This window comes from Paraburkholderia sp. J69-1, from assembly GCF_905220255.1.
Taxonomy (GTDB): domain Bacteria; phylum Pseudomonadota; class Gammaproteobacteria; order Burkholderiales; family Burkholderiaceae; genus Paraburkholderia.
Genome location: NZ_CAJMZG010000003.1, coordinates 446,400 through 470,403, shown reverse-complemented (window position 1 = coordinate 470,403; position 24,004 = coordinate 446,400). Strand labels below are relative to the sequence as shown.

Sequence of the window (24,004 nt, the reverse complement as noted above, 5' to 3'; positions counted from 1 at the left end):
TTGCACTGACGGAACCGCCATGCATCTTTTGCGCACCACGCCAGGTGGTTTCGTCGACGACTCGCAGGGCGTCATTCGCATCGACCAGCAGCCCGCAGAAATCGTCGTGCTGAGTTCGGCCGATACGACGCTCGCGCTGCTGGCGAGCGTCGTGCCGCGCCTGCCCGCCGGTTTCCCGAGCGTGCGGCTCGCGAACGTGACGTATCTGCGCCAGCCCGCCTCGGTGGATTTTTACGTCGACGACGTGTTGCAGCACGCGAAGGTGGTCGTCGTCGATCATCTGGGCGGCGAAGCCTATTGGCCTTACGGCATCGAGCAGGTCACGACGCTCGCCGAACAACGCGGCCAGACGCTGGCGATGTTTTCCGGCGATCTGCAGGAAGATCCGAACCTGATCGCCAAAAGCCGCGCGGAACCCGAATTCTGCCGGCTGCTCTGGCGTTATCTGCGCGAAGGCGGCGCGGCCAATGCCGAGGGTTTTCTGCGCGCGCTGGCGTGGCGTGCGTTCGGTTTTGGCGTCGAACCCGCGCCGCCGGTGGCGCTGCCCGCCGCATCGCTTTATCACCCGTCGCGCGACGTGGCGACCGTCGAGGACTGGCGCGCGCGCTGGCAAGCCGGCGCGCCGGTCGTCGCGATCCTGTTTTACAAGGCGCATTTGCAGGCCGCCAACACGGCTGCCTTCGACGCGCTGATCGACGCGCTGAGCGAGCGCGGATTGAATCCGCTGCCGCTCGCGATCACCTCGCTCAAGGACGCGATCAGCCGCGACGTGCTCGATCGCCTCGCGGCCGAGCACGACATCGCGCTGGTGCTGAACACCACGGCGTTCGCGGCGTCGTCGCTCGACGACCCGGAACCGCTCGCCATTGCAGGCGACGCGCCCGTGCTCCAGGTGATCCTGAGCGGCGGCAATCGCGACGACTGGGTCAAGGACAATCACGGCCTCAATTCGCGCGATATCGCCATGCATATCGCGCTGCCCGAAGTCGATGGCCGCGTGATCACGCGCGCGATCAGCTTCAAGGGCCTCGCGTATCACTGCAAGGACACGCAGGTCGATGTGGTGCGCTATCAGCCCGATGTCGAACGCGTGGCCTTCGTGGCCGAACTCGCGCGGCGCTGGTGCCGTCTGCGCACGGTGCCGAATGCGCAGAAAAAGCTCGCGCTGGTACTCGCCAACTATCCGATGAGCGAAGGGCGTATCGGCAATGGGGTGGGACTGGATACGCCGGCGTCGGTGGTGAACATTCTGCGCATGCTGCGCGACGAAGGTTATCGCGTCGCCGATCTGCCCGAGGACGGCGAAGCGCTCATGCACACGCTCACGCAGGGCGTGACCAACGATCCCGATACGCGCGCGCTGCGGCCCGCGTGGCAAAGTCTTGCGCTCGACGATTACCGCGCGCGTTTCGCGCAACTGCCGGTAGACGCGCAGAACGCGCTGATCGCGCGCTGGGGCGCGCCCGAGCAGGACCCGACGGTGCGGCGCGGGCGCTTCATGATCGCGGGCTGGCGCTGCGGCCAGGTGTTTGTCGGCATCCAGCCGTCGCGTTCGCGCGGCGACGACAGCTACGCGAACTATCACGACGCCGATCTCGTACCGCCGCACGCCTATCTGGCGTTTTACTTCTGGCTGCGCGAGAGCTTCGGCATCGATGCGATCGCGCACGTGGGCAAGCACGGCAACCTCGAATGGCTGCCGGGCAAGAGCGTGGCGCTGGCCGATACCTGCTGGCCCGACATGGCGCTCGGGCCGCTGCCGCATCTGTATCCGTTCATCGTCAACGATCCGGGCGAGGGCAGTCAGGCCAAGCGCCGCGCCCAGGCCGTGATTATCGATCATCTGATGCCGCCGCTCACGCGCGCGGAAAACTACGGGCCGCTGCAAGACCTCGAACGTCAGGTCGACGAGTATTACGAAGCCTTGATGGTCGACCCGCGCCGCGCGAAGCTGCTGCGCAAGACCATTCTCGCGACCATCATCGAGCACAAGCTGCACGAGGAACTGAGCGTGGCCGCGCCGCAGAACGAGCAGGGCGAAGACGAACTGCTCAATCGCGCCGATGCCTACCTGTGCGAGTTGAAGGAAGCGCAGATTCGCGACGGGCTGCATACCTTCGGCGAATCGCCGCAAGGCACACAACGTCGCGATACGCTGCTCGCGCTCGGGCGTTATGCGAGCGGTGACGGGCAGGGCGCGAACGCGGGTCTGATCGACGCGCTGGCGCGCGATTTCGGCATCGACCATCTGCTCGATGCTGCGACCGTCGACTGGGCCGCGCCATGGACCGGCGCGCGTCCTGCGCTGCTGGCGCAGGCGATCGACGCGCCGTGGCGTCATGCGGGCGACACGCGCGAACGGCTCGAAGCGCTGGCGGCTGCGCTGCTCGCGCGGGCCTGTGACGAGGCGAACACGCCAGATGAAATCGCTTTGACGCTGCCGCACGCGGCGCGTGTGATCGCGCGTCTGCGCGACGACGTATTGCCGCGCCTCGATGCCTGCGGGCACGAGGAATTGCGTCAGCTGCGCCGCGGTTTCGAAGGCCGTTTCGTGCCGCCGGGGCCTAGCGGTTCGCCTTCGCGCGGGCGGCCAGACGTGCTGCCCACGGGCCGCAACTTCTATTCGGTCGATACGCGCGCGGTGCCCACGCAGGCCGCGTGGTCGCTCGGTTTGAAATCGGCGCAGCAACTGATCGAGCGGCATTTGCAGGAGCACGGCGATTTTCCGCGTGCGATCGGTTTGTCGGTGTGGGGCACGGCCACCATGCGCACGGGCGGCGACGATATCGCCCAGGCGCTCGCGTTGATCGGCGCGCGGCCGAAGTGGGCGGCGGGCAGCCAGCGCGTGATCGACTTCGAGATCATGCCGGTGGAGGCGCTGGATCGGCCGCGTATCGACGTGACGTTGCGCGTGTCGGGCTTTTTCCGCGACGCGTTCCCGAACGTCATGCATCTGTTCGACGCCGCCGTGCAGGCCGTGGCGGAACTCGACGAACCCGAGCATCTGAACCCGCTGCGCGCGCGTATCCAGCGCGAACGCGATGCCCTGATCGCCGAAGGCATGGAAGCGGGCGAAGCGCGCCGCCGCGCCGGCTGGCGCGTGTTCAGCGCAAAGCCCGGCGCGTATGGCGCGGGTCTGCAATCGATGATCGATCATCGGCAATGGCAGAGCGACGCCGATCTCGCGCTCGCCTATCAGGCGTGGGGCGGCTATGCCTACGCGCAGAAAAGCAGCGGCGACGACGCGCGCGACGCGTTCCGCAAGCGCCTCGCGTCCATCGACGTGATCCTGCAGAACCAGGACAATCGCGAGCACGATCTGCTCGACTCGAACGACTACTACCAGTTCCAGGGCGGCATGGCGGCGGCGGCGCGGCACTTCTCGCAGGCGCAGCCCACGCTCTATCACGCCGATCACAGCAACCCCGCCGCGCCGCGCATCCGGCCGCTGCACGAGGAGATCGCGCGCGTGATCCGCTCGCGCGTGGTCAATCCGAAGTGGATCGAAGGCGTGCAGCGTCACGGCTACAAGGGCGCGGCCGAAATGGCCGCGACCGTCGACTATCTGTTTGGCTACGACGCGACCGCGCGCGTGGTGGGCGACCATCAATACGCGCTGGTCGCCGATGCCTACGTGCACGATGACGCGACGCGCGCCTTCATGCAGCGCCACAATCCGCACGCCTTGCACGCGATCTGCGAACGGTTGATCGAAGCGATGCAGCGCGGCCTCTGGCAAGCGCCCGGCGAGCATCGCGAACGCATCGAACAGCGCCTGCTCGAAGTGGGCGAGCGTATGGAAGGTCGATAAGGATATCGAAGGAATGACCATGACTATCGCGGCGACGCGTCCGGCTTTTCCCTTCACCGCGCTGGTCGGCCAGGCGCCGTTGCAGCGCGCGCTGCTGCTGGCGGCCATCGATCCGGCGATCGGCGGCGTGCTGGTGAGCGGCCCGCGCGGCACCGCGAAATCGACGGCGGCGCGCGCGCTCGCCGCGCTGCTGCCCGATGGCGCGTTCGTCACGCTGCCGCTGGGCGCGAGCGAGGAAAAGCTGATCGGCACGCTCGATCTCGAAGCCGCGCTGCGCGAAAACGCCGTGCGTTTTGCGCCGGGCCTGCTCGCGCGCGCGCACGACGGCGTGCTGTATGTCGATGAAGTGAACCTGCTGCCCGATGCGCTCGTCGATGCCTTGCTCGATGCCGCCGCCAGCGGCGTGAACACGGTCGAGCGCGACGGCGTCTCGCACACGCACGAAGCGCGTTTCGTGCTGGTGGGCACGATGAACCCGGAAGAGGGTGAACTGCGCCCGCAACTGCTGGACCGCTTCGGCCTGATGATCGAACTCGACAATCGCTACGACACGGCGGAGCGGCAGCGCATCGTCAAGGCGCGGCTTGCGTTCGATGCGAATCCGCCGGCGTTTTGCGCGGCGCACGAGTCCGCGCAGCGCGAACTGGCGACGCGCATCGCGGCGGCGCGCGTGGCGCTCGATACGCTCGAATGGAGCGACGCCGTGCACGAACGCGCGGCGCAACGGTGCGTGGAAGCGGCGGTGGACGGCATGCGCGCCGATCTCGTGATGCTGCGCGCGGCGCGTGCGCTGGCGGCGTTCGAAGGCGCGGCGCGGATCACGCCCGAACACGTCGATCAGGTTGCCGATGCGGTGCTCGCGCATCGCCGGCGTGCCTTGCCGGATCAGCCGCAGGCGGGGCGTGAAGAAGCGCCGCCGCAATCGCGCGACTCGCATGACTCGCATGACTCGCGCGATTCCCGCGACGATAGACAAAGCACGCAGACGCAAAAGCCGCAGTCCGAAACAATCTCCGATTGGGGCGAAATGCCGCCCGAGCCGGTGGCCGCGAAAGCGGTGAAGGGCGTGATCCCGCTGCCGGCAAAAAAACGCTGACCCGTCGGGCAAGGGCCGCCGCCCAGGCACAGGGCGGCGCACGACGGCGAGAAGGCCCCGGACAGTCGCGAGCGCGTGTCTCAAGCGACGGCGCACGCATTGCCTGGCCGCCCACGCTGGCGGCCAAACGCGGTGCGGCGCTCGAGGCGCGACATCTGCGATACGCGCGGCGCAAGACCGGCAACGGCGCCTTGCATTGCTTCGTGCTGGATTGTTCGGCGTCGATGCTCGCGCACGATCAGCTTGCGCTTGCCAAAGGGCTGCTGATCGCGCTGTTCGACCGTGCGCGCAGCGAGCGCGTGGAAGTGGCCTTGATCTGCTTTGGCGGCGCACAGGCCGAATTGCGTTTCGGCCCTGCGGTGCCGCGCTGGTGGAACGAACGCTGGCTGGAGCCGATTGCGGGCGGCGGCGGCACGCCGCTCGAAGCGGGCATCGCGCGCGCCTCGCAACTGCTCGATGCGGCGGCGCGGCGCGACCCCGCGCGCGAACGCCACCTCTGGCTCTTTAGCGACGGGCGCACGACGCAGTGGCCGGCGCGCCCGCGCCACGCGGATCACATCACCGTGGTGGATTGCGAAGCGGCGGATGTGCGGCTGGGGCGCTGCCGGAGGCTGGCGCAGGCGTGGCAGGGCGAGTGCATCGAGGCGGCGGCGTTGCCCGCTTGAAACCGCGTCCTAGCGCGAACCGCCGGTCCAGTACAGCACGTCGTCCTGACGATCGAACACGTAGACCTTCATCGCCATTTGATCGGCGGGCGAGAGGCTGTCGAGTTCGAGCCCGAGCGTGTGCAGCGGCTCGGCGCCCTCTTCCTGATGCACATTGCGCACGACGGCGCTGGTTTCGACGGTGGTATCGAGTTCGCCCGATTGCAGCCGGAACGCCACGCGCAGCCGTTCGCCGACCTTGGCGAGCGCCCACGGCGCGGCAATCGACAGCCCGAGCGCGCTGATGCCGCGCGCGAGCGCAACGCCCTGAAACCCCTCCGACTCCTCGCCGATGCCGTAGCGCACGGGAAATTGCGCGCGCACGCGAATCGACTTGCGCTCGCGCAGCATGCGGATATTGGCGGGCTTCGAGAGCACGAGATAGCTGAGCGGCTGCTGATACAGCGCGTGGATGGTGCAGACGAAGCGGTAGACCGCATGACTGGCGATCGCGACGATTTCGACGTTTTCGCCGGGGGTGATGTCGATCGGGCGTCGGTCGACGTAGGGGAGCGTGACGAAGATCGCTTCGTTGGGCGCGACGCCGATCAGCTTGCACGGATGCATGGGCGCGCCGCTGGCGCCTTGCTGCGGACGCAGGCCCATGAGGGCGCCGATCGTCAGGTGCAGGTCGCGGACTGTGAGGGGCGCGTCTTCTGCGGCGGGCTTTTTGGGTTCGGAAGCGGGGGCTTCGGTGTCGCCGCGGTGCGGCTTGAAGTGGCGGAACAGGAAGTCGCGTTCTAGTGCGCCTACCAGGGTTGCGCCGCTGTCGAGCAGGAGTGTGCCGTCGGCGTCGACCAGGGGCCAGGGGAGGGGCTCGCCTGGGGTGATGTCGGCTGCCGCTAGGGGGGCGGTCGCTGATTCTGTGGCTGCTGCTGCGGTGGCTGTCTCGGTCATCTGCGCGGTTCCTGCGAGGATGGGTTCACTGTGTTTACGGCGCGATGGGGGGGATTTTTAGGGGGGATATGCGGGGTGGGTTTTTTTGTGGGTTTTATTAGGGGGTTGGCATTTCCTTGTGGTCGTGTCGGTCTATTAGCGTCGCCCCTGTGCGGGGCGGCACCTACTTTTCTTTGCAGCGGCAAAGAAAAGTAGGCAAAAGAAAGCCGCTACAAACGCCAGAATGACGCAGTCCACAAACAGCCGTTAAGGGGGAAAGGTATAGGAGCATCCGGTCCCCCGCGCCACCAAAGCTAGTGACAAGGCGCCCGCCCACCCGGGGGCGCTGCGCGCCCCGAGGGGCATAACCGCAAACCGAAGGTTTGCTGGTTTCACGGGCAAACCCAACCGTTGCGCGCGCAGCGAGCAACGGGATGTATGACGGCTTTGTCACTGGCTTTGAAGGCGCGAGATGCCGGATGCCCCTATACCATTCCCCGCGTAAGGCTGGTTGTGGACTGCGTCACATTGGCGGTGTGAGCGGCTTTCTTTGCCTACTTTCTTTGCCGCCGCAAAGAAAGTAGGTGCCGCCCCGCACAGGGGCAACGCTAATAGACCGACACGAAAACAAGGAAATGCCAACCCCCAAGAAACGCCACCAATCAAACATCAACCCCATACCACCGAGGCGTATAAACCCACTCCCCACCCCCATCACCACCACGCAAAAACCCACGCGTAGCCGAAGACCCCACAATCACCATAGTCCGCATATCGACATCATCGGATCGAAGCGCACCAAGCGTAGTAGCCCGAAGCGTCTCCCCGGGCCGCCCGACATCGCGTCCGAGCACGACACGCGTCTCAGGCGTTCGCACAGCCCGCACAACCTCCAGCGCCCGATCGAGCTGCCACGGCCGCGCCCGCGAAATCGGGTTATAGAAAGCCATAACCAGATCCGCGACCGCAGCATGATGCAAGCGCTTCTCGATCACCGCCCAAGGCTTGAGATTGTCCGACAGCGAGATCATGCAGAAGTCATGCCCCAGCGGCGCCCCAGCCTGCGCAGCCGTCGCCAGCGCCGCCGAAACACCCGGCACGATCCGCAGATCGACCTTGCGCCAGCGCTCATCCTCAGCGCCTTCGAGCGCCTCGAGCACCGCAGCGGCCATCGCAAACACTCCCGGATCGCCCGACGACACCACCGCCACACGCCGCCCCTCGCAGGCCAGCTCGAACGCATGCCGCGCGCGCTGCAACTCTTCGCGATTATCGGTCGGGTGCCGCACCTGCCCCGGCCGCAGCGGCCCGGCCATTTCCACATACGTGGCGTAACCGATGATATCGGTGGCTTCGTCGAGCGCGGCGCGCGCCATCGGCGTCATGAGATCGGCCCGGCCAGGCCCGAGACCCAGCACGGTCAGCCGTCCACGCGCCCGGCCAAGCGCGGCCACATCCAGCGGCTCATCGGCGATACCCAGCGCAATCCCATGCGCCGCCTCCACGCGCCGATGCGCCAGCGGCAACTTCAAACCATCGAGCAAGCCACCATCGACGAATCGCAACGGCACATTCAAAGCCGCCGCCGCCTGTTCGAACGCCACCTCGCCCATCCGCGCCGCCGGCGCCACCAGCGCAGCCAGCGCCTGCTCCGCCACGCCAGCTTCGCGCAGTGCCTCACGCACGTATTCGGCCAGCAGTTCGGGCGCTTCGGCCGCCGCCGCCACCACCGAACGCGGATGAATCACCAGATGCTCGGGATTGCCGTCCCACGCCTGCGGACTCACGCGTATCGCGTGGCGCGCCGCGGCGTCGCGCGGCAGATCGACGTTGTCGAGCCAGGGCGCGTCGCCGTCGATGCGCGTGGCCTCGCCCGCCAGCAGATCCGACACGAAACGCTTGCCCTGCGCGAGACTCGCCAGCGCATAACCTTCCGGCGGATTCAGCAGGCAGGTGCCAAAGCGCAATTCGCCGCTTGTCGTGATCGCGGGCGCCATCCCCAGCGCCGCGCCGATTTCGCGCGCCATCACGTTCACGCCCATCAGCCCGCCGAGCAGCGGCACCACGGCGCTGCCGTCTTCCGCGAGCGCGAGCACGGGCGGCTCGATGCCCTTGTTGGCCAGCAGCGGCGCCACGCAGCGAATCACGATACCCGCCGCGCACAGCGCGATGAGCGGCGTGCCACGCCGATACAGTTCGCGCAGATGTTCGCCCAGTTCGCTGAACGCGATATCGCCTTGCGCGCGGTCCTGCAGCGCGTGAATCTGCGCGCCCGCATACAGCGCCTTGACGCGCTGCGCCGTGGCCAGCGCGCCCGGTCCCAGCACGATCACGGCCGGCGGCTGCAGCGCGGGATTCACGGTTGCCATTTTTCCCCCGGCACGACGAGCAGCGAAAAATACGGCGAAGCCATCGGATCGACATCGTCGAGCGGCACGATTCGCTGGTTCGACATCGTTGCGCGCTCAACATACAGCGCGCGATCGGCGAGACCGAGTTCGGTCAGCACGCGGCGCACTTTCTCGAAGTTGCGGCCGAGTTTCATGATGACGGCCGCGTCCGCATCGGCGAGACGGCGGCGCAGTTCGTCTTCGGGCAGCACGCCGGACAGCACCGAAAGGCTCTGGTTGCGGTACACCAGCGGCACGCCCAGCACCGCCACGCCGCCGAGCATCGAGCACACGCCCGGCACGACTTCGGCTTCGTAACGCGCGGCCAGGCGGTCGTGCAGATACATGTACGAGCCGTAGAAGAACGGATCGCCTTCGCAGATCACGGCCACGTCGCGGCCCGCGTCCAGATGGCGGGCGAGCACGTCGGCCGCGCCGTCGTAGAAGTCGGCGATGATCGCTTCGTACGAGAGCGGCGGTTCGAGCGCTTCGGTCGTTACCGGATAAACCAGCGGCAGTTGTTCCTGCTCCGGTTCCAGATGATCTTCGATGATGCCGAACGCGTTGCCTTTCTTGCCTTTGGCGACGAAATACGCCACCACGGGTGCGGCCTTGATCAAGCGCAGCGCCTTGAGCGTCAGCAGTTCAGGGTCGCCGGGGCCGACACCAATGCCATGCAGTCGTCCTTTACTGGACATTTATTCGATCTCCGAAGCCAATGCGTTGACAGCGGCGGCGGCCATCGCGCTGCCGCCGCGCCGTCCGTGTACGACCACGTAAGGCACGTCGATGCCGGCGCTCGCGAGCAGCGCCTTCGATTCGGCGGCGCCCACGAAACCCACCGGCATGCCGAGGATCAGCGCGGGACGCGGCGCGCCCGCTTCGATCATGTCGATGAGGTGAAACAGCGCCGTAGGCGCATTGCCGATCGCGACCACGCTGCCTTCCAGATGCGGACGCCAGAGTTCGAGCGCGGCCGCCGAGCGCGTATTGCCGAGTTCGCGCGCGAGCGTGGGCACCGCGGGATCGTCGAGCGTGCAGACGACCGTGTTGTTGGCCGGCAGACGCGCGCGCGTGATGCCGAAGGCGACCATTTTCGCGTCGCAGAGAATGGGTGCGCCGCTGGCCAGCGCTGCGCGGCCGGCTGCGCCCGCGCCCGGCGAAAAGGCCAGGTCGGCGACGACATCGACCATGCCGCAGGCGTGAATCACGCGCACGGCGAGTTTTTCGAGGTCGGCGGGAATGTGCGCGAGATCGGCTTCGGCGCGGATCGTCGCGAAGGACTCGCGATAGATCGCCTGGCCGTCGCGGATGTAATCAGACATCAGGAATGCTCCGGGGCGCGCTGCGCATGCGGTTGCGTCGAAAGGTGTTCGAGCAGTTGCGCAGCGGCTTCGATCGTCAGGTGGCGCGCGACACGGCGGCCGAATGGGGCCGCGTCGCGCTCTTCAATGTTTTCGCTGCTGTTTTGGGCGACGCTTTCGTCGATGTCCTCGTCGATGTCTTCGTCGATGTCTTCGTCGACGTTTTCGTAAACGTCGTAAGCGCCGGGCGCGACCGCCAGCAGCGTGAACGGCGCGCGATGGGCGGCGGCGCAGGATCGCTCGCAACCGCTCAGATGCACGTGGACCTTCGGCGGCAAGTGTGCGGCCAGCAAAAGCGCATCGGCTTTGGTATCGGCGCGACTTTTGGCGCAGCCCGTCGAACCCGTGCAGGCGATCGTGCGGGCGAGCGGATGCGCGGCATCGGTTATCAGGCCGAGCGCGTGCAGCGATGCGATCACTGCCGGCATGGCGTCGTTCGCCACGTGCGGCAAGATCGCGCCTTGCCATGGCGTGATGCGCAATGTGCCGTCGCCATGCGTTTGCGCGAGCGCGGCGAGGCCGCGCAGCGTCGCGGCATCGAGGCGCGCGAGCGGCGGCTGGCAGCCCACGTAGCCGGTCCGATCGTTCAGCCTGTGCGCGCCAAGGCGCAAACCGGTATCGACTTTGCTGCGTTGCCAGCCGCTTGCCGTTTCGTTCGCGATGTCGATCGACGCATGATGCAGCGCCTGTTTCAGCACCGCTTGCAGGCCGTGCGCGGCGACCACTTCGCGCATGCGCAACTGGCCGGGCCCGGCGAGATCGAGGAATGCGTGCAGCAGCGCGCGGATCAACGGCGTCGCCTGCGCTGCGGCAATCGAGCCGAAAGCGCCATCGCCAGGACATCCGGCGAGGCCGAACATGAAACGCGCGCCGCCTTCATGCGCGGTCGCAGCCAGCCAGATATCGTGCGGATGATCGAGCGCGGCCAGCGCTTCGCCGCCATCGATCAGCAGCGCGAACTTCGGCGAAAGTGCCGCGAAACGCGGCTCGTTTTGCAGCATCGCGACGATGGGCGCGGCGAGCGTGGTCGTATCGAGCAGCGCGGCGGGGTCGAGTCCGGCGAGCGGCGCGAGCATCAGGTTGCGCAATTCGTCGGCGGTGCAGAGATCGGCGCTTGCCGATGCCGATGGGCCGAGGCCGCCTGCCACGAGCGCTTCGCTCAGCGCCGCTTCGCTGCCCGCCCGGATGCCGCGCACCTGCAGGTTGGCGCGATTCGTGAGTTCGAGCGTGCCGCTGGCGTGCGCGAGCGCGGCTTGCGCGATCGCTTCGGCCTGCGCGGCCGTGAGCACGCCGCCCGGCAGACGCACGCGGCAGAGCCCGCCGTCGTGCGTGGCGACGACGCGCACCAGCCCCGGGCACGCCGAACGGCGGGCCGCGGCCCATGCAGCAGGGGACGAAGCGGGCTTCGAGTCGTGATTCAAGGGGCACCGTGGATGAGTCGCGCGGTCGTTTGACCTTGCCGGCGTGGCGGCACGGCTTTGGCGCGCGCTGGCTGAATCGGCGGTGGGCCGGAAATTCGAGGGAAATTCGCGGATTTCAGGCCCGTGAGGCGCCAGCGGAAGCGGTATTATGCCCGTTTTCCAGCGCGATTCGCCAATCCGGGCGGGCCGCGCGCAACGCATGACGGAGCGTGAATGCAGGGCAGGCGAGCGTGGCTGACGGTGATCGGCATCGGCGAGGACGGATACGAGGGCCTCGGGCGCGAGGCGCGCCGCGCGCTGTTCGCGGCGACGGTCGTGACGGGCGGCGCGCGTCATCTGGCGATGCTGCCCGCCCGCGTGCGCGCGCGCCGCGAAGCGTGGCCGCAGCCGTTCAGCGTCGAGCCTTTGCTGAAGCTGCGAGATGCGCAGTCGTCCTCGCCGTTTTCCGTGTGCGTGCTGGCAAGCGGCGATCCGATGTTCTACGGCGTGGGCGCGACGCTCGCACGCCAGCTCCCGGCCGAGGAAATGTGCGTGCTGCCCGCGCCTTCGTCGCTGTCGCTGGCGGCCGCGCGGCTGGGCTGGGCCTTGCAGGAGACGGCGGTGGCCTCGCTGGTCGGCAGGCCGCTCGATGCGCTGCGGCGTCATCTGTTCGCGGGCGCTCGCGTGCTGGCCTTGAGCGCTGATGGGCGCACGCCCCGGGCCATCGCCGCGCTGCTTGCGCAGCAGGGTTATGGCGCGACGCGTGTGGTCGTGTTCGAGCATCTGGGCGGCGCACAGGAACGTCGTATCGATGGCCGCGCCGATGCGTGGGCAAACGGCGCAATCGTCGATGAAGTCGCGGCGCTCAATCTGGTGGCCTTCGAATGCGTTGCCGCCGAAGATAGGCCCGCGCAGCCCTGGACGCTCACGCCAGGCCTGCCCGACGAGGCCTATCAGCACGACGGCCAGATCACCAAACGCGACGTGCGCGCGCTCACGCTCGCGCGTCTCGCGCCGACGCCCGGCGCCTTGCTCTGGGACGTGGGCGGCGGCAGCGGTTCGATCGGCATCGAATGGATGCGCTCGCATCCCGCCTGCCGGGCGATTGCGATCGAATCGAACAGCGAGCGGCAACGCAATATCGAACACAATCGCCAGGCGCTGGGCGTGCCGGCGCTGCAACTCGTCGCGGGGCGCGCGCCGGATGCGCTGGCCGGTCTCGCCACGCCGGATGCCGTGTTCATCGGCGGCGGCGTGACGGTGCCGGGCGTGCTCGAAACCTGCTGGGAGCGCCTCGCGCCGGGCGGCCGCCTGGTGGCGAACGCGGTGACCGTGCAGACCGAAATCGCGCTGGTGAACTGGCGCGCGCAACATGGCGGCACGCTTACGCGCATCGGTATCGGCGAAGCGGAGCCTTTGGGGCGCTTCGACACCTGGCGTCAAGCGCTGCCCGTCACGCTCTACGAAGCGATCAAGCCATGAGCGCGCGCGTCTTGTTGCTCGGCGGCACGGGCGACGCGCTGCGCATTGCGCGCGCGCTCGACAGCGCGCATGTCTACAGCCTCGCGGGCCTCGGGCGCGTGCCCGCCGATCTGCATTGCACCGTGCGGGTGGGCGGCTTTGGCGGTGCGCCGGGCCTCGCGCGTTATCTCGCCGATGAGAAAATCGGCCTCGTGCTCGACGCCACGCATCCTTACGCGGCGCAGATCAGCGCGAATGCTGCGAACGCTTGCGAGCAGACGCAGGTGCCGTACTGGGCGCTGCGCCGCGCGCCGTGGCAGCCGCATCCCGGCGATGACTGGCGCATGGTGGACGGCTGGAGCGGCGTGACCGGCGCGATCGCTTCTTATCAGCGCGTGCTGTTCACGCTGGGGCGCGAGCCGCTCGCGCATCTGGACGAAGTGCCGACGCATCAGCATTGGACCGTGCGTTGCCTCGATCCGCATCCCGGCCATGCGCGCGCGCAGGTGATCGACGCGCGCGGGCCTTTCACGCACGAAGGCGAGCGCGCGCTGTTCGAATCAGGACGCTACGACGTGATCGTCAGCAAGAACAGTGGCGGCGCGGCCACGGAAGCGAAACTCGCCGTCGCGCGCGAAATGAAGTTGCCCGTGGTGATGGTGCGGCGGCCCGCGCTGCCGCCGGCGCTGCGCGAATTCGAGTCGGTGCAGGATGCACTGGATGCCTTGCACGCGCTCGCGAATCTCAAACATCGGAATATCGACGCATGACTGTTTTCTTCATTGGCGCAGGCCCCGGCGACCCGGAACTGATCACAGTAAAAGGCCAGCGCCTCGTGCGCACTTGCCCCGTCATTCTTTACGCGGGTTCGCTCGTGCCGACTGCGGTGCTCGAAGGCCATCGCGCGCATCAGGTCGTGGATACCGCGCCGTTGACGCTCGATGAAATCGTCGCGTTGCTGGAAAACGCGCATCGTGCCGGGCACGACGTTGCGCGCGTGCATTCCGGCGATCCTTCGCTTTACGGCGCAATTGGCGAGCAGATTCGTCGTCTGCGCGAGCTTGGGATTCCTTATGAAATCGTGCCGGGTGTGACGGCGACGGCAGCCTGCGCCGCGACACTCGGCAACGAACTCACGTTGCCCGGCATTTCGCAGACGCTGATCCTGACACGTTTTGCCACCAAAACCTCGATGCCCGAAGGCGAGGCATTGGGCGATCTCGCGCGTCATCGCGCGACCATGGCGATTCATCTGGGCGTGCGCCATATCGCGCGTATCGTCGAGGAACTGCGACCGCATTACGGCGACGATTGCCCCGTGGCGGTGGTGTATCGTGCAAGCTGGCCCGACGAAGAACGCGTCACGGGAACGCTCGCGGATATCGCCGCAAAAGTCCAGGCAACGGATATCGAACGCACGGCGCTGATCCTCGTGGGGCGCGTGCTGGGCGCGGAAGGTTTCGCGGATTCGACCTTGTATGGAGTGGGCAAGCGGTAGACTGGCGGCCTTTGAAATTCGAGGAGGCAAACCATGCGTGACGAAGACTCAAAGTTTGCTAATCAAATTCCGAATCTGAGCGACGTCACGCTCTGCGCCGTCGATACCGTCAATCCAGATCTCGCCGCGCGTGCGCTCGACATAACGCTGTCCCAGTGCCAGTTCGCCGATGCGATGTTGATTACGCACGCCACCGTGCCCACGCGCGCGCGCATCGTGCCGATCGAACCCATCGTATCGCTGGCCGCCTATTCCCATTTCATGCTCAAGCGCCTGGCCGATCACATCGCCACGCCCTGGGTTCTGGTGGTGCAATGGGATGGCTTTGTCACCGATGCGTCCCAGTGGCGCCGCGATTTCCGTCAATACGACTACATTGGCGCGCGCTGGCCGAATGCGGATACTGGCAAGGAAGTCGGCAATGGCGGCTTTTCGCTGCGCTCCGCGAAACTGCTCACGGCACTGGCCAGCGACCGGTTTGTCATCGAAAGCGATGTTGGCGAAGACGTGCTGATTGGCAGCACCTGGCGACCGGCGCTCGAAACCGACTTCGGCATTCGTTTTGCGCCCGCTGGAATCGCCGATCAATTCGCCTATGAATACGCGCTGCCACGCCAGCCGACTTTCGGCTTTCACGGCGTCTTCAATATGTGGCGGCATGTCGAAGATCGCGCGATGTTTGAAATCATCGATGCGCTGGATATTCAGACTTTGGCGTCGCCGCGCGGCGTTGCGCTGTTGAAAAATTATTGCGATCTGCGCAAGTTCAACTGCGTGCGCGCCATATACCGGCGCTACCGCGAATACCTGAGCGTGGCGGACGTCGCCCACGCGTTCGTGCACAACGGATTGAGCGACGAAGCCGCGCGCAATTACGTGACGCTATGCGAAGCGAGCCTGGCGAATTGATTTTCAGATGATGCGCCGCAACGCTTTGCGACATTTTGCCCAGCCGGCAGCCAGAATCGAATTCATTCGAACGTTTTGAGATATGCGTTTGACTATCATCGCTTTCCGTAACGAGTCTTGACTCAAGGCTGTACGGCGCGAATGCGATAGAAGCAGCGCAGCGCGATGGACCGCTTTGAGCCTTTCCGCTTGAACGGTCCGATCATGTCCACATCGCCCATCCATCTTTGCATCATCCAGCCGGACAGCAATGTCCAGTTTTTAGGCTTTCTCGACCAGGCGCGTTTCTTCCGATATCAATTCCGGCGTCTGGGCGCCGAGGTGACGATCGGCAAGAATCGTCTGCGGCATGACGCGATCAATGTCGTTTTTGGCGCTCATGCCGGTTTCGATGCCGATCTGAAGCGGCGATATCGCTGCGTATTCGTGAACCTCGAGCAACTGGGCGAGAACGGCGCAACGGTTTCGCCCGATTATTTGCGCCTGCTGTCCACTTCGGCCGTGATCGATTACGACGAACGCAACATTGCGGCCTATGGCGCGGGCGCTCCGGTGTCGATCGTTTCGTTTGCTCACGCGCCTTATCTTTGTTCCGAAGCCGCCATGCCGATCGAACAGCGGCCCGTCGACGTGCTGTTCTTCGGCAGCCTGAACGAGCGGCGGCTGGCGCTATTGCGAGAGATCGAAGCGGCGGGCTGCAAAGTCAGCGTATTGCCGTTTGGTATTTTCGGCCCGGAGCGCGACGAAGTCGTGCGTCAGGCAAAGGCCGTTTTCAACTGCCACTACTACGAGAGCGCGCGTTTCGAACAGGCGCGGGTCTTTCAATGTCTGTCGCTGGGCACGCCGGTTATCAGCGAGCGCACGCCGACAACCGAAGCGCCGTCGCAATTCGAAGACAGTGTTTTCTGGGTCGATGCGGCGAATGTCCGGTCGTTCTTCGCAAGCGATTTTCGTGCGGCGTCATTCGCGGATTCTGCTCGCGAGCGTTTGAATGCGTTTGCGGCACACGATGTACTCGATCAATACGCTGCCGCGCTGGACCATGCGCAACAGTACTTCGCGACTCAGGCGATTTCCACGGCGCGCTGGCAGCCGGAGCGTCTGCAGATCGGATCGGGCAGGGATTACATGCCGGGCTGGCTCAATCTGGACATTCTGGCGCGCGCCGAACCCGACGTTCTACTCGATCTTTCCGCACCGCTTGCCTTGCCGTTGCAACTCGAAAGCGGCCTCGCGGGCCCGGTCGAACTGAAAGCGGATTCGGTGGGATTTATCTACGCGAATAACGTGCTGGAACACGTCGGCGATCTCACGCAGATGATGAGCAACTGTTTGCGTCTGCTGAAAATGGACGGCCAGATGCTGGTGGAAGTGCCTTACGAAAAAGCGCCGTCCGCGTGGCAAGACCCCACACACGTGCGCGCGTTCAACGAGCATTCGTGGATCTATTACGCCGACTGGTTCTGGTATCTCGGCTGGTTCGAAACGCGCTTCGCGATCGTCGAACAGGTGTATCTGGACGGCCAGCACGCGAATACCACGCTGGAGCACGCGCATTTCATGCGTGTGCGTCTGCAGAAAGTGCCGACTACCGCGCTGGAGCGCAGCCAGGCACGCGCAAAGCGGGCCGATTTCGGCGGTATTCCCGCAGACCGGATCTAAAGCGAAAGGGGCCAACCCGGTTGGCCCCGCTTCGATTCAATGCGCGCCCGCGTGTTTGTGATCGGCATGTGTATGCGGTTGCGTCACCACGCTCACGGCCGCCAGCACGACGATATTCACGCCCAGTGCAAGAAAGCCGATATTGATGTCCTTGAGCGCATCCGGTGCAAAAGGAATCAGCTGCGCGACACTCACATGCAGCACGGTCGTGAGCACGACCACCAGCACGCCCGCCAGAATCCCGCAGAACGCGCCTTGTTTCGTCACGCGATTGCGCGGCGCCAGGCTGCAAACCAGCGCGGGAAACAACTGCGTCACGAAGTTATAGCCCATCAGCAGAAGCGCCACGATGGTCTCGCCGCCGTTGAGCGTGAAGCCCACCGCCACCAGCGCGATGACCGGTACGAAGAAGCGCGCGAGTGTCGCCACGCGGGCGTCGTCGGCCTGTTTCATCATTGCGCCGCGATAGACGTCGTTGGCGATTAGCGTCGATGCCGTGGTCAGGATCATCGATCCCGGCACGAGGGCCGTGAGCACACCGGCCGCGCCGATCACGCCCACGAACCACGGGTCGAAAGTCTGCAACGCCAGCTTGAAGAGCGAGAGATCGATCGCGCCGCCCTTGAGGCCCGGCACCTTGAGCACGGCCGCGAAGCCGCAAAAGAATACGAACAGCAGAATCAGCTGATAGAGCGGCAGAATCGCGGCATTGCGGCGGAAAATGCGTTCGTCCTTCGCCGTATACACCGAGCCGAACGTATGCGGCCACATGAAAAAGCCCAGCGCCGTCAGCAGCACGGTGGACTGGAACCACGTCACGCTCTGGCCTTTGGCGGGGAAGGTGAGGAAGCCGGGCTTGGCCGCGTCGATCGCGCGGAACATCTCGGCCATGCTGCCGTAATGATGGATCGGCAGATAAATGCCCAGAAAAATGGCGATGGCGAGAATCATCGTGTCTTTCACGACTGAATTCCACGCGCAGCCGCGCACGCCCGAGACGATCACATAAGCCGTCACCACGACCGCGCCGATCCAGATGGCCGCCGTCGACGATACCGCGCCATACGACGCCGTCGTTACGATGATGCCCAGGCCCTTGAACTGCAGCACCAGATACGGCACGAGCGCGAGCACGCCCACGCAGGCCACCAGCACGCCAAGCGCGGGACTGTTGTATTTGCGCGCGAAAAAGTGCGGTTGCGACATCAGCCGGTGCTGCTTGGCGAAACGCCAGATGGGCGGCAGCATCCAGTACGAGAGGATGTAGGCGAGCGTGGCGTAAGCGAGGATGTAGTAGACCGGCGCGCCCTTGCCGTAGGCAAAACCGCTGCCGCCGAGGAACGTGAAGGTGGTGTAGATCTCGCCCGCCATCAGCAGGAAAACGAAGGCCGTGCCGAAACTGCGTCCGCCCACCGACCACTGTTCGAGACTCATATCGTGCCCGCGCCGCGCACGCACGCCCAGAAATAGCGCGACCAGCGTGACCGCCGCGATGATGATCAGCGCGCTCATGGCCGCACCTCGGCTTGCGTTTCGCCTGCAGTGCGATTGACCGGATCGAGGCGATACACGATCGCCATGATCACGGAGGTGAGCACCACCCACATGACGATCCACGCCAGCACCAGCGGCATGCCGAGCACGAGCGGCTCGGTGTGATTGACGAACGGCACGCCGAGCAGAATGCCGATGAAGGGTAGCGCTGCGAGCAACCTCAGTGACATGGCAACTCCTTTGTGCAAAAGGGGAACGTCGCGACCGGGTTCAATCGGTCCACTCTATGCCCGTGAACGCACCCCGTAAAGCCGCCAAAAATCCCAGGTTAGCGATCCTTTTAACCGGCGTTTTCATGGTGCAGCGCGTCACCAGCAAGCAAATTTCGTGCGCGCGCCGTCGCGATAGCGCACCGGCAGGGCACGCCGCACGCCGATCCAGTTACACTTCACGCACCCCGGCGGCACGCGTTGATCTGTGCAGCGCAGAAGTCGCGCGCCGCTCCAGTGAAGACTTGCAGCACTCGCCCCGTTTTTCGGATCGCCTTCATGATCGAGAGCCTGATTTCAGACATTCTGTTCGGTTTCACCGGACTGATCAGCATCATCAACCCCATCGGCATCGCCTTTGTCTTTCTCGATCGCACGGCCACGCTCACCGACGAAGAGCGCCGCCTGCTCGCCAAACGCGTCGCCACCAATGCAGGTTTCGTGCTGCTCGCGGCGTTTTTTGTCGGCACGCCGATCCTGCATTTCTTCGGTATTTCGATGGAAGCGTTGCGTATCGGCGGCGGTCTTGCCGTGGCCGTGAGCGGCTGGCAGATGCTCAACGCGCCCGAGCCGGAACCGCCCGCCGCGAGCGACCCGGCGGTCAAGCCGGTCAGTTCGTGGTCGGCGAGCGGCAAGGCTTTCTTTCCGCTGACGGTGCCGCTCACCACCGGTCCCGGTTCGATCGCCACGGCCATCGCGCTGAACGCGAACCGTACGCACAAGCTTTCGGCGTGGCTGCTGTCGAGCATCGCTTCGGTGGTGATTTCGCTGCTCGTCGTGCTGGTGATTTACTACGTCTACAGCCGCGCCGCGCGTCTCGCGCATTACCTGGGCGTGGAAGGCACGCGCGTGGCCATGCGCGTGTCGTCGTTCCTGTTGCTGTGTATCGGTGTGCAGATCATCTTGACCGGCCTGACCGGCTTTCTTACGCCGATTGCCGGGCTCCACGCAGCGAACTGACCGGCGCGCGGACGCGGCCGGCCGTCAATCCCATCGATGGAGACAACGATGTGCCGCTGGCTTGCTTACACGGGTAATCCGATTTCGCTCGAAGCCGTGCTGTTTCGCGCGCGCCATTCGCTGATCGACCAGAGCCTGCATTCGACGCTCGGCGCGACTACCACGAACGGCGACGGTTTCGGCATCGGCTGGTATCAGAATCCGCACGATATTCCGTACCGTTATCGCAGCGTGCATCCGGCATGGAACGACCGCAATCTGCGCGAACTGGCGCGCGCCGTGCATGCGCCGATGTTCGTCGCGCACGTGCGCGCTGCCACCAACACGCCGGTGCAGGAGACCAATTGCCATCCGTTCCGGCATCGGCGCTGGATGTTTGCTCACAATGGTTTGATTCACAGTTTTCCGCTCGTGCGGCGCGAATTGCTGCTGGCGATCGATCCGGGCCGCTTCAATGCGCTCGAAGGATCGACCGATTCCGAAGTGATGTTCTATCTGGCGATGACCTTCGGGCTCGAACTCGATCCCGTGCTGGCGCTCGAACGCATGGCCGGTTTTGTCGAGGCGGTCGCGAAGAATCACGGTATCGAGCCGGCGCTCAACATGACGGTGTTCGCCAGCGACGGCGAGCAGATCGTGGCCGTGCGGTATTCGAGCGAGCGTAATTCCCGCTCGCTCTTTCACAGCACCTCGTTCAAGCATCTGCGCGAGTTGTATCCCGACGATCCGCGCATTGCGGCGGTGGGCGAGGATGCCTATCTGCTGGTGTCCGAGCCGATCGTCGATCTGCCGGAAGCGTGGGCCGAAGTGCCCGAATCCACCGCGATTCTGGTGCGCGGGCCGGAGATCGAGTATCGGGATTTCGTGCCGGTGATGCCGTAAGGCATGCGGTAAAGCACAGATTCAGCGCGGCAGCGTCACCCAGCCCACACGCGCCGCGCGCCGCGCGGCCGCGCGTGCGAGCACTTCGTCGAACAGCGTGACATCCACCGGCTTGACGAGGTGCATTTCGAAGCCCGCCGCGCGCGTGAGTTCGATATCGGCGGCCTGGCCGAAGCCCGTCATCGCCGCGAACAGCGTGTGTCCGAGCGCCTCCAGCGTGCGCAGGTCGCGCAGCGCGGCGTAACCGTCGATCTCGGGCATGGCGATGTCGATCAGCGCGGCGTCGGGCGTGAAGCGCTCGGCCCATTCGCGCGCCTGGATCGCGCTGTAGGCCACGCGCACGTCATGGCCTTTCAGTTCGAGCAGCATCGCGAGGCTATCGGCGGAATCGCGGTTGTCGTCCACCACCAGCACGCGCAGCGGCAGCGATTCGTCGTGCATGAGCACCGGCTGGCCCACCGTGCTGATCAGTCCTTCGGCGGGCAGATCGGCGTGTGTGGCGCTGGTGCGTTCGAGCGGCAGACGGATCGTGAAGGTGCTGCCCGCGTCGATGCCCGCGCTGGTCGCGGAAATCGTGCCGCCGTGCAGTTCGACCAGCGAGCGGCACAGCATCAGGCCGATACCCAGACCGTTTTCGACCGGACCGGGCATCGAGCGATCCTGGCTGAACAGGCCAAAAATCGTTTCGAAGGATTCCGGGCGCAGGCCGCGTCCTTCGTCGCGCACCTGGATCTGCACGCCGCGCCCGGCCGTCTGCACTTCGACAGTAATGCGGCTCTGCGGCGGCGAAAACTTCGAGGCGTTGTGCAGCAGGTTCTGCAAAACCTGCACGAGGCGCGTGTGATCGCCGGTCATCGGCAGCGGCGCGGCGGGCAGCAGCGCTTCCACGCGCTGGCCGCGCGCGGCGGTGAAGGGCTGCGCCGCTTCGAGCGCATCCTTGACCACTTCGCGCAGATCGATCGGCGCTTCGCGCAGTTCGATCTTGCCCGAGGTGATGCGGCCCACGTCGAGCAGATCGTCGACGAGGCGCGTGAGATGGACGATCTGGCGATCGATCAGGTCGCGTGCGCGCTCGATTTCGGGGCTTTGCGCCGTCATCAGACGCATCGTGGCGACGGCGTTGCGCACCGGCGCGAGCGGGTTGCGCAGTTCGTGCGCGAGCATGGCGAGGAACTGCTTCATCTGCTCGCTCGAATGCTCGAGTTCGTCGGTGCGGCGGCTTTCGGTCATGTCGCGCGTGACCTTGGCGAAGCCGGTCAGGCGGCCGTGCGCGTCGTGAACCGCCGTGAGCGTGACGTTGGCCCAGAACATCGAACCGTCCTTGCGCACGCGCCAGCCTTCGTTGACGCAGCGGCCCAGTTCGGCGGCGCGGCGTAATTCACGGCCGGGCGCGTCGGCGGCGATGTCATCGGCGGGATAAAACACCGAAAAATGCTGGCCGATGATTTCGGCGGGCCGGTAGCCCTTGAGGTTGGTCGCGCCGCTATTCCAGCTCACCACGCGGCCCTGGGCGTCGAGCATGAAGATCGCGTAATCGCTGACGCTTTCCACCAGCAGGCGAAAGCGTTCCTCCGAGAGACGCAGCGCTTCCACCTGACGGCGTTCCGCCGTGAGATCGCGCGTGATCTTGGCGAAACCGGCGAGCGAGCCGTCGTGCTCGCGCAGCGCCGTAATCACCACATTGGCCCAGAACATCGAGCCGTCCTTGCGCACGCGCCAGCCTTCGTCGTTGAAGCGGCCATGCAGGGCGGCCTGCTCCAGCTCGTGCTCGGGCCAGCGGCGGGCGTTGGCTTCGTCGGTATAGAAACGGGAAAAATGCTGGCCGATGATTTCGTGCGCTTCGAAGCCCTTGATGCGGGCCGCGCCCCGGTTCCAGCTCACCACATGGCCACGCGGGTCGAGCAGAAAGATCGCGTAATCCTCGATGGGCTGCACGAGCGCTTCGAAGCGGCGTCCGCTATGGCCTTCGGCGGACAGGCCGGCATCGGGTGGCAACGAGGAATCGGGCGTCGTCATGGTCCTTCGTAATCGGGAAAGAGCACAAGGAGCACAAGTGACGGCCGTGCGCCATCGCCTGTTACTGTCACTTACACTTTGGCGCCGCGCAGCTTACCACGCGCGTTGTCCGGCGCGGTCGTACTTTTCGGCCATGGCGGGTATGCCGGCGCGCACCAGACGCTCGGCGCGGCGCACTTGCCGCAAGAGCAGCACGACGTGTGCCGGGGCCACGCGGCGGCGGCGCCAGGTCCAGAATGCGCCGCGAAGCAGCGCGAAGCCGGCCGGCCCGAGCGAGCGCTGGCGCGCGAACACCACCAGCGCGCGGCCGGTGGCGGCGAGCGCATCGCGCATCGGCAGGCGCATCCACGCGACCCACGCGGCATTGCGCGCGTGCGTGCAGTGCTGCGCGCGCGTGAGCCAGCGGTAGAGCGGTTCGCGGTGCGCGAGCGCCGATTCGCAATAGACGATCGCATGGCCGGCGGCGAGCACGTCGAGCGCCGCGAGTTCTTCCGCGCCGCCGTGCGAGAGCCGTTCTTCGTAGCCGCCGAGCGCGCGGAACACCGCGGTGCGGAAGATGCAGGCGCCCGGCATATAGCTCGCGAGCGCCGGGCCGGGCAAATCGTCATCTCCGGGCGAGGTGGCGTTGAGCATCAGGCAGGCCGGGTGGATTTCGCGTTCGTCGTGGCCGACCACGCGCGCATTGAGCACGCCCACCTGCGGATGTTCGTCGAGCCAGAGCGTCGCGCAGGCGAGCGCGCCGGGCGCGAACCAGGTGCTGTCGTCGCAGCAGGCGACATATTCGGTGGGGGCGAGCGTGACGGCGCGATTGAAGCCCGCCATGCCGCGATCGCCCAGACACTGGACGATACGCACCTGCGGAAACAGCGAGGCCAGCAGGCCGACGGTGGAATCGGACGAGCCGTTATCCGCGACGATCACATGGGGACGTTCGGGCAAGGCGGTCAGGCGTGCGACCGTATCGACGGTCTGCCGCACGTGATTGCGCGTGAGCACGACGACCGTGATGCGCGGGCCGGCTGTGGAATCGTGTCTGGGGCCCGCCTGGGGTTGCGGGGCACTGGGGGCGCCGGGGGCGCCAGGAGCGGGAGCGGAGGCGTTCATCGCGGTTCCATCTTCCATCGCGTTGCGCACGGCCCAAGCCGGCGTACAGCATGCAGATCGCTCTGCGGAGGGGTTCAAGCGAGTACGTTCGAGCATACGCCGATGCGA

19 protein-coding genes are annotated in these 24,004 nt (G+C 65.8%); 10 read left to right on the top strand and 9 right to left on the bottom strand.

Annotated elements, in window-relative coordinates; all coding sequences use genetic code 11:
• Positions 1–19: 19 nt before the first annotated feature.
• The 3 genes from cobN to U5A67_RS07740 are packed head-to-tail and all read left to right on the top strand — an operon-like array spanning position 20 to position 5,572.
• On the top strand, positions 20–3,811 hold the full coding sequence (cobN, locus tag U5A67_RS07750; RefSeq protein ID WP_321813597.1) for a cobaltochelatase subunit CobN: 3,792 nt from the start codon (positions 20–22) through the stop codon (positions 3,809–3,811).
• 19 nt (positions 3,812–3,830) lie between these two features.
• The gene (locus U5A67_RS07745; RefSeq protein WP_415767795.1) at positions 3,831–4,907 is read left to right on the top strand and encodes an ATP-binding protein; all 1,077 of its coding nucleotides are present in this window, start codon (positions 3,831–3,833) and stop codon (positions 4,905–4,907) included.
• A complete protein-coding gene (locus U5A67_RS07740) occupies positions 4,904–5,572 on the top strand; it encodes a vWA domain-containing protein (protein WP_415767794.1) in 669 nt (222 codons plus the stop codon). The genes U5A67_RS07745 and U5A67_RS07740 overlap by 4 nt, the downstream gene beginning before the upstream one ends.
• Positions 5,573–5,581: 9 nt before the next feature.
• On the opposite strand, the gene U5A67_RS07735 is transcribed toward U5A67_RS07740, so the two are convergent.
• The 5 genes from U5A67_RS07735 to cobG all read right to left on the bottom strand — a co-directional run bounded on the left by U5A67_RS07735 (position 5,582) and on the right by cobG (position 11,662).
• A complete protein-coding gene (locus U5A67_RS07735) occupies positions 5,582–6,508 on the bottom strand; it encodes a flagellar brake protein (RefSeq protein WP_321813595.1) in 927 nt (308 codons plus the stop codon).
• Between the two features lie 641 nt (positions 6,509–7,149).
• Positions 7,150–8,856 (bottom strand): precorrin-3B C(17)-methyltransferase, encoded by a 1,707-nt coding sequence (cobJ, locus tag U5A67_RS07730; protein ID WP_321813594.1) that lies wholly within the window; start codon positions 8,854–8,856, stop codon positions 7,150–7,152.
• Complete coding sequence (locus tag U5A67_RS07725) at positions 8,844–9,575, bottom strand: precorrin-2 C(20)-methyltransferase (RefSeq protein WP_205985512.1); 732 nt, start codon at positions 9,573–9,575, stop codon at positions 8,844–8,846. Before U5A67_RS07725 ends, cobJ begins: the two co-directional genes overlap by 13 nt.
• Positions 9,576–10,202, bottom strand: a complete 627-nt coding sequence (locus U5A67_RS07720) for a precorrin-8X methylmutase (RefSeq protein ID WP_321813593.1) — start codon at positions 10,200–10,202, stop codon at positions 9,576–9,578.
• Positions 10,202–11,662 (bottom strand): precorrin-3B synthase, encoded by a 1,461-nt coding sequence (gene cobG, locus U5A67_RS07715; protein ID WP_321813592.1) that lies wholly within the window; start codon positions 11,660–11,662, stop codon positions 10,202–10,204. The genes U5A67_RS07720 and cobG overlap by 1 nt, the downstream gene beginning before the upstream one ends.
• 213 nt (positions 11,663–11,875) lie before the next feature.
• Here cobG and cbiE point away from each other — a divergent pair, with 213 nt between their 5' ends.
• The 5 genes from cbiE to U5A67_RS07690 all read left to right on the top strand — a co-directional run bounded on the left by cbiE (position 11,876) and on the right by U5A67_RS07690 (position 17,171).
• Positions 11,876–13,123 (top strand): precorrin-6y C5,15-methyltransferase (decarboxylating) subunit CbiE, encoded by a 1,248-nt coding sequence (gene cbiE / locus U5A67_RS07710; RefSeq protein WP_321813591.1) that lies wholly within the window; start codon positions 11,876–11,878, stop codon positions 13,121–13,123.
• Positions 13,120–13,872 (top strand): cobalt-precorrin-6A reductase, encoded by a 753-nt coding sequence (locus U5A67_RS07705; RefSeq protein WP_321813590.1) that lies wholly within the window; start codon positions 13,120–13,122, stop codon positions 13,870–13,872. Before cbiE ends, U5A67_RS07705 begins: the two co-directional genes overlap by 4 nt.
• Positions 13,869–14,600 carry a precorrin-4 C(11)-methyltransferase gene (cobM, locus tag U5A67_RS07700; RefSeq protein WP_321813589.1) on the top strand — a complete coding sequence of 244 codons (732 nt, stop codon included), beginning with the start codon at positions 13,869–13,871 and terminating at the stop codon, positions 14,598–14,600. Before U5A67_RS07705 ends, cobM begins: the two co-directional genes overlap by 4 nt.
• Before the next feature lie 33 nt (positions 14,601–14,633).
• A complete protein-coding gene (locus tag U5A67_RS07695; protein WP_321813588.1) occupies positions 14,634–15,509 on the top strand; it encodes a DUF5672 family protein in 876 nt (291 codons plus the stop codon).
• 204 nt (positions 15,510–15,713) lie between these two features.
• On the top strand, positions 15,714–17,171 hold the full coding sequence (locus tag U5A67_RS07690) for a hypothetical protein (RefSeq protein WP_321813587.1): 1,458 nt from the start codon (positions 15,714–15,716) through the stop codon (positions 17,169–17,171).
• Between the two features lie 36 nt (positions 17,172–17,207).
• On the opposite strand, the gene U5A67_RS07685 is transcribed toward U5A67_RS07690, so the two are convergent.
• Together U5A67_RS07685 and U5A67_RS07680 are read right to left on the bottom strand one after the other, a co-directional pair.
• Complete coding sequence (locus tag U5A67_RS07685) at positions 17,208–18,683, bottom strand: sodium:solute symporter family protein (RefSeq protein ID WP_205985504.1); 1,476 nt, start codon at positions 18,681–18,683, stop codon at positions 17,208–17,210.
• Complete coding sequence (locus U5A67_RS07680) at positions 18,680–18,895, bottom strand: DUF3311 domain-containing protein (RefSeq protein WP_205985503.1); 216 nt, start codon at positions 18,893–18,895, stop codon at positions 18,680–18,682. Before U5A67_RS07680 ends, U5A67_RS07685 begins: the two co-directional genes overlap by 4 nt.
• A gap of 318 nt (positions 18,896–19,213) precedes the next feature.
• On the opposite strand from U5A67_RS07680, the gene U5A67_RS07675 reads away from it, so the two are divergent.
• Positions 19,214–19,894, top strand: coding sequence for a MarC family protein (locus tag U5A67_RS07675; RefSeq protein ID WP_205985502.1), 681 nt, complete (start codon positions 19,214–19,216; stop codon positions 19,892–19,894).
• A gap of 48 nt (positions 19,895–19,942) precedes the next feature.
• Complete coding sequence (locus U5A67_RS07670) at positions 19,943–20,776, top strand: class II glutamine amidotransferase (protein WP_205985501.1); 834 nt, start codon at positions 19,943–19,945, stop codon at positions 20,774–20,776.
• A 21-nt stretch (positions 20,777–20,797) separates the two neighbouring features.
• Here the strand turns inward: U5A67_RS07670 and U5A67_RS07665 are convergent, their stop codons facing one another.
• Together U5A67_RS07665 and U5A67_RS07660 are read right to left on the bottom strand one after the other, a co-directional pair.
• Positions 20,798–22,792 (bottom strand): PAS domain S-box protein, encoded by a 1,995-nt coding sequence (locus tag U5A67_RS07665; protein ID WP_321813586.1) that lies wholly within the window; start codon positions 22,790–22,792, stop codon positions 20,798–20,800.
• A 93-nt stretch (positions 22,793–22,885) separates the two neighbouring features.
• A complete protein-coding gene (locus U5A67_RS07660; protein ID WP_321813585.1) occupies positions 22,886–23,896 on the bottom strand; it encodes a glycosyltransferase family 2 protein in 1,011 nt (336 codons plus the stop codon).
• Positions 23,897–24,004: the final 108 nt, after the last annotated feature.

Coding starts and splice junctions, on each gene's coding strand:
- U5A67_RS07695 (WP_321813588.1), top strand. CDS start 14,634: ATGCGTGACGAAGACTCAAAGTTTGCTAATCAAATTCCGAATCTGAGC.
- U5A67_RS07670 (WP_205985501.1), top strand. CDS start 19,943: ATGTGCCGCTGGCTTGCTTACACGGGTAATCCGATTTCGCTCGAAGCC.
- cobM (WP_321813589.1), top strand. CDS start 13,869: ATGACTGTTTTCTTCATTGGCGCAGGCCCCGGCGACCCGGAACTGATC.
- U5A67_RS07745 (WP_415767795.1), top strand. CDS start 3,831: ATGACTATCGCGGCGACGCGTCCGGCTTTTCCCTTCACCGCGCTGGTC.
- cobN (WP_321813597.1), top strand. CDS start 20: ATGCATCTTTTGCGCACCACGCCAGGTGGTTTCGTCGACGACTCGCAG.
- U5A67_RS07685 (WP_205985504.1), bottom strand. CDS start 18,683: ATGAGCGCGCTGATCATCATCGCGGCGGTCACGCTGGTCGCGCTATTT.
- U5A67_RS07680 (WP_205985503.1), bottom strand. CDS start 18,895: ATGTCACTGAGGTTGCTCGCAGCGCTACCCTTCATCGGCATTCTGCTC.
- cbiE (WP_321813591.1), top strand. CDS start 11,876: ATGCAGGGCAGGCGAGCGTGGCTGACGGTGATCGGCATCGGCGAGGAC.
- U5A67_RS07690 (WP_321813587.1), top strand. CDS start 15,714: ATGTCCACATCGCCCATCCATCTTTGCATCATCCAGCCGGACAGCAAT.
- U5A67_RS07665 (WP_321813586.1), bottom strand. CDS start 22,792: ATGACGACGCCCGATTCCTCGTTGCCACCCGATGCCGGCCTGTCCGCC.
- cobJ (WP_321813594.1), bottom strand. CDS start 8,856: ATGGCAACCGTGAATCCCGCGCTGCAGCCGCCGGCCGTGATCGTGCTG.
- U5A67_RS07720 (WP_321813593.1), bottom strand. CDS start 10,202: ATGTCTGATTACATCCGCGACGGCCAGGCGATCTATCGCGAGTCCTTC.
- U5A67_RS07675 (WP_205985502.1), top strand. CDS start 19,214: ATGATCGAGAGCCTGATTTCAGACATTCTGTTCGGTTTCACCGGACTG.
- U5A67_RS07735 (WP_321813595.1), bottom strand. CDS start 6,508: ATGACCGAGACAGCCACCGCAGCAGCAGCCACAGAATCAGCGACCGCC.
- U5A67_RS07725 (WP_205985512.1), bottom strand. CDS start 9,575: ATGTCCAGTAAAGGACGACTGCATGGCATTGGTGTCGGCCCCGGCGAC.
- U5A67_RS07660 (WP_321813585.1), bottom strand. CDS start 23,896: ATGAACGCCTCCGCTCCCGCTCCTGGCGCCCCCGGCGCCCCCAGTGCC.
- U5A67_RS07705 (WP_321813590.1), top strand. CDS start 13,120: ATGAGCGCGCGCGTCTTGTTGCTCGGCGGCACGGGCGACGCGCTGCGC.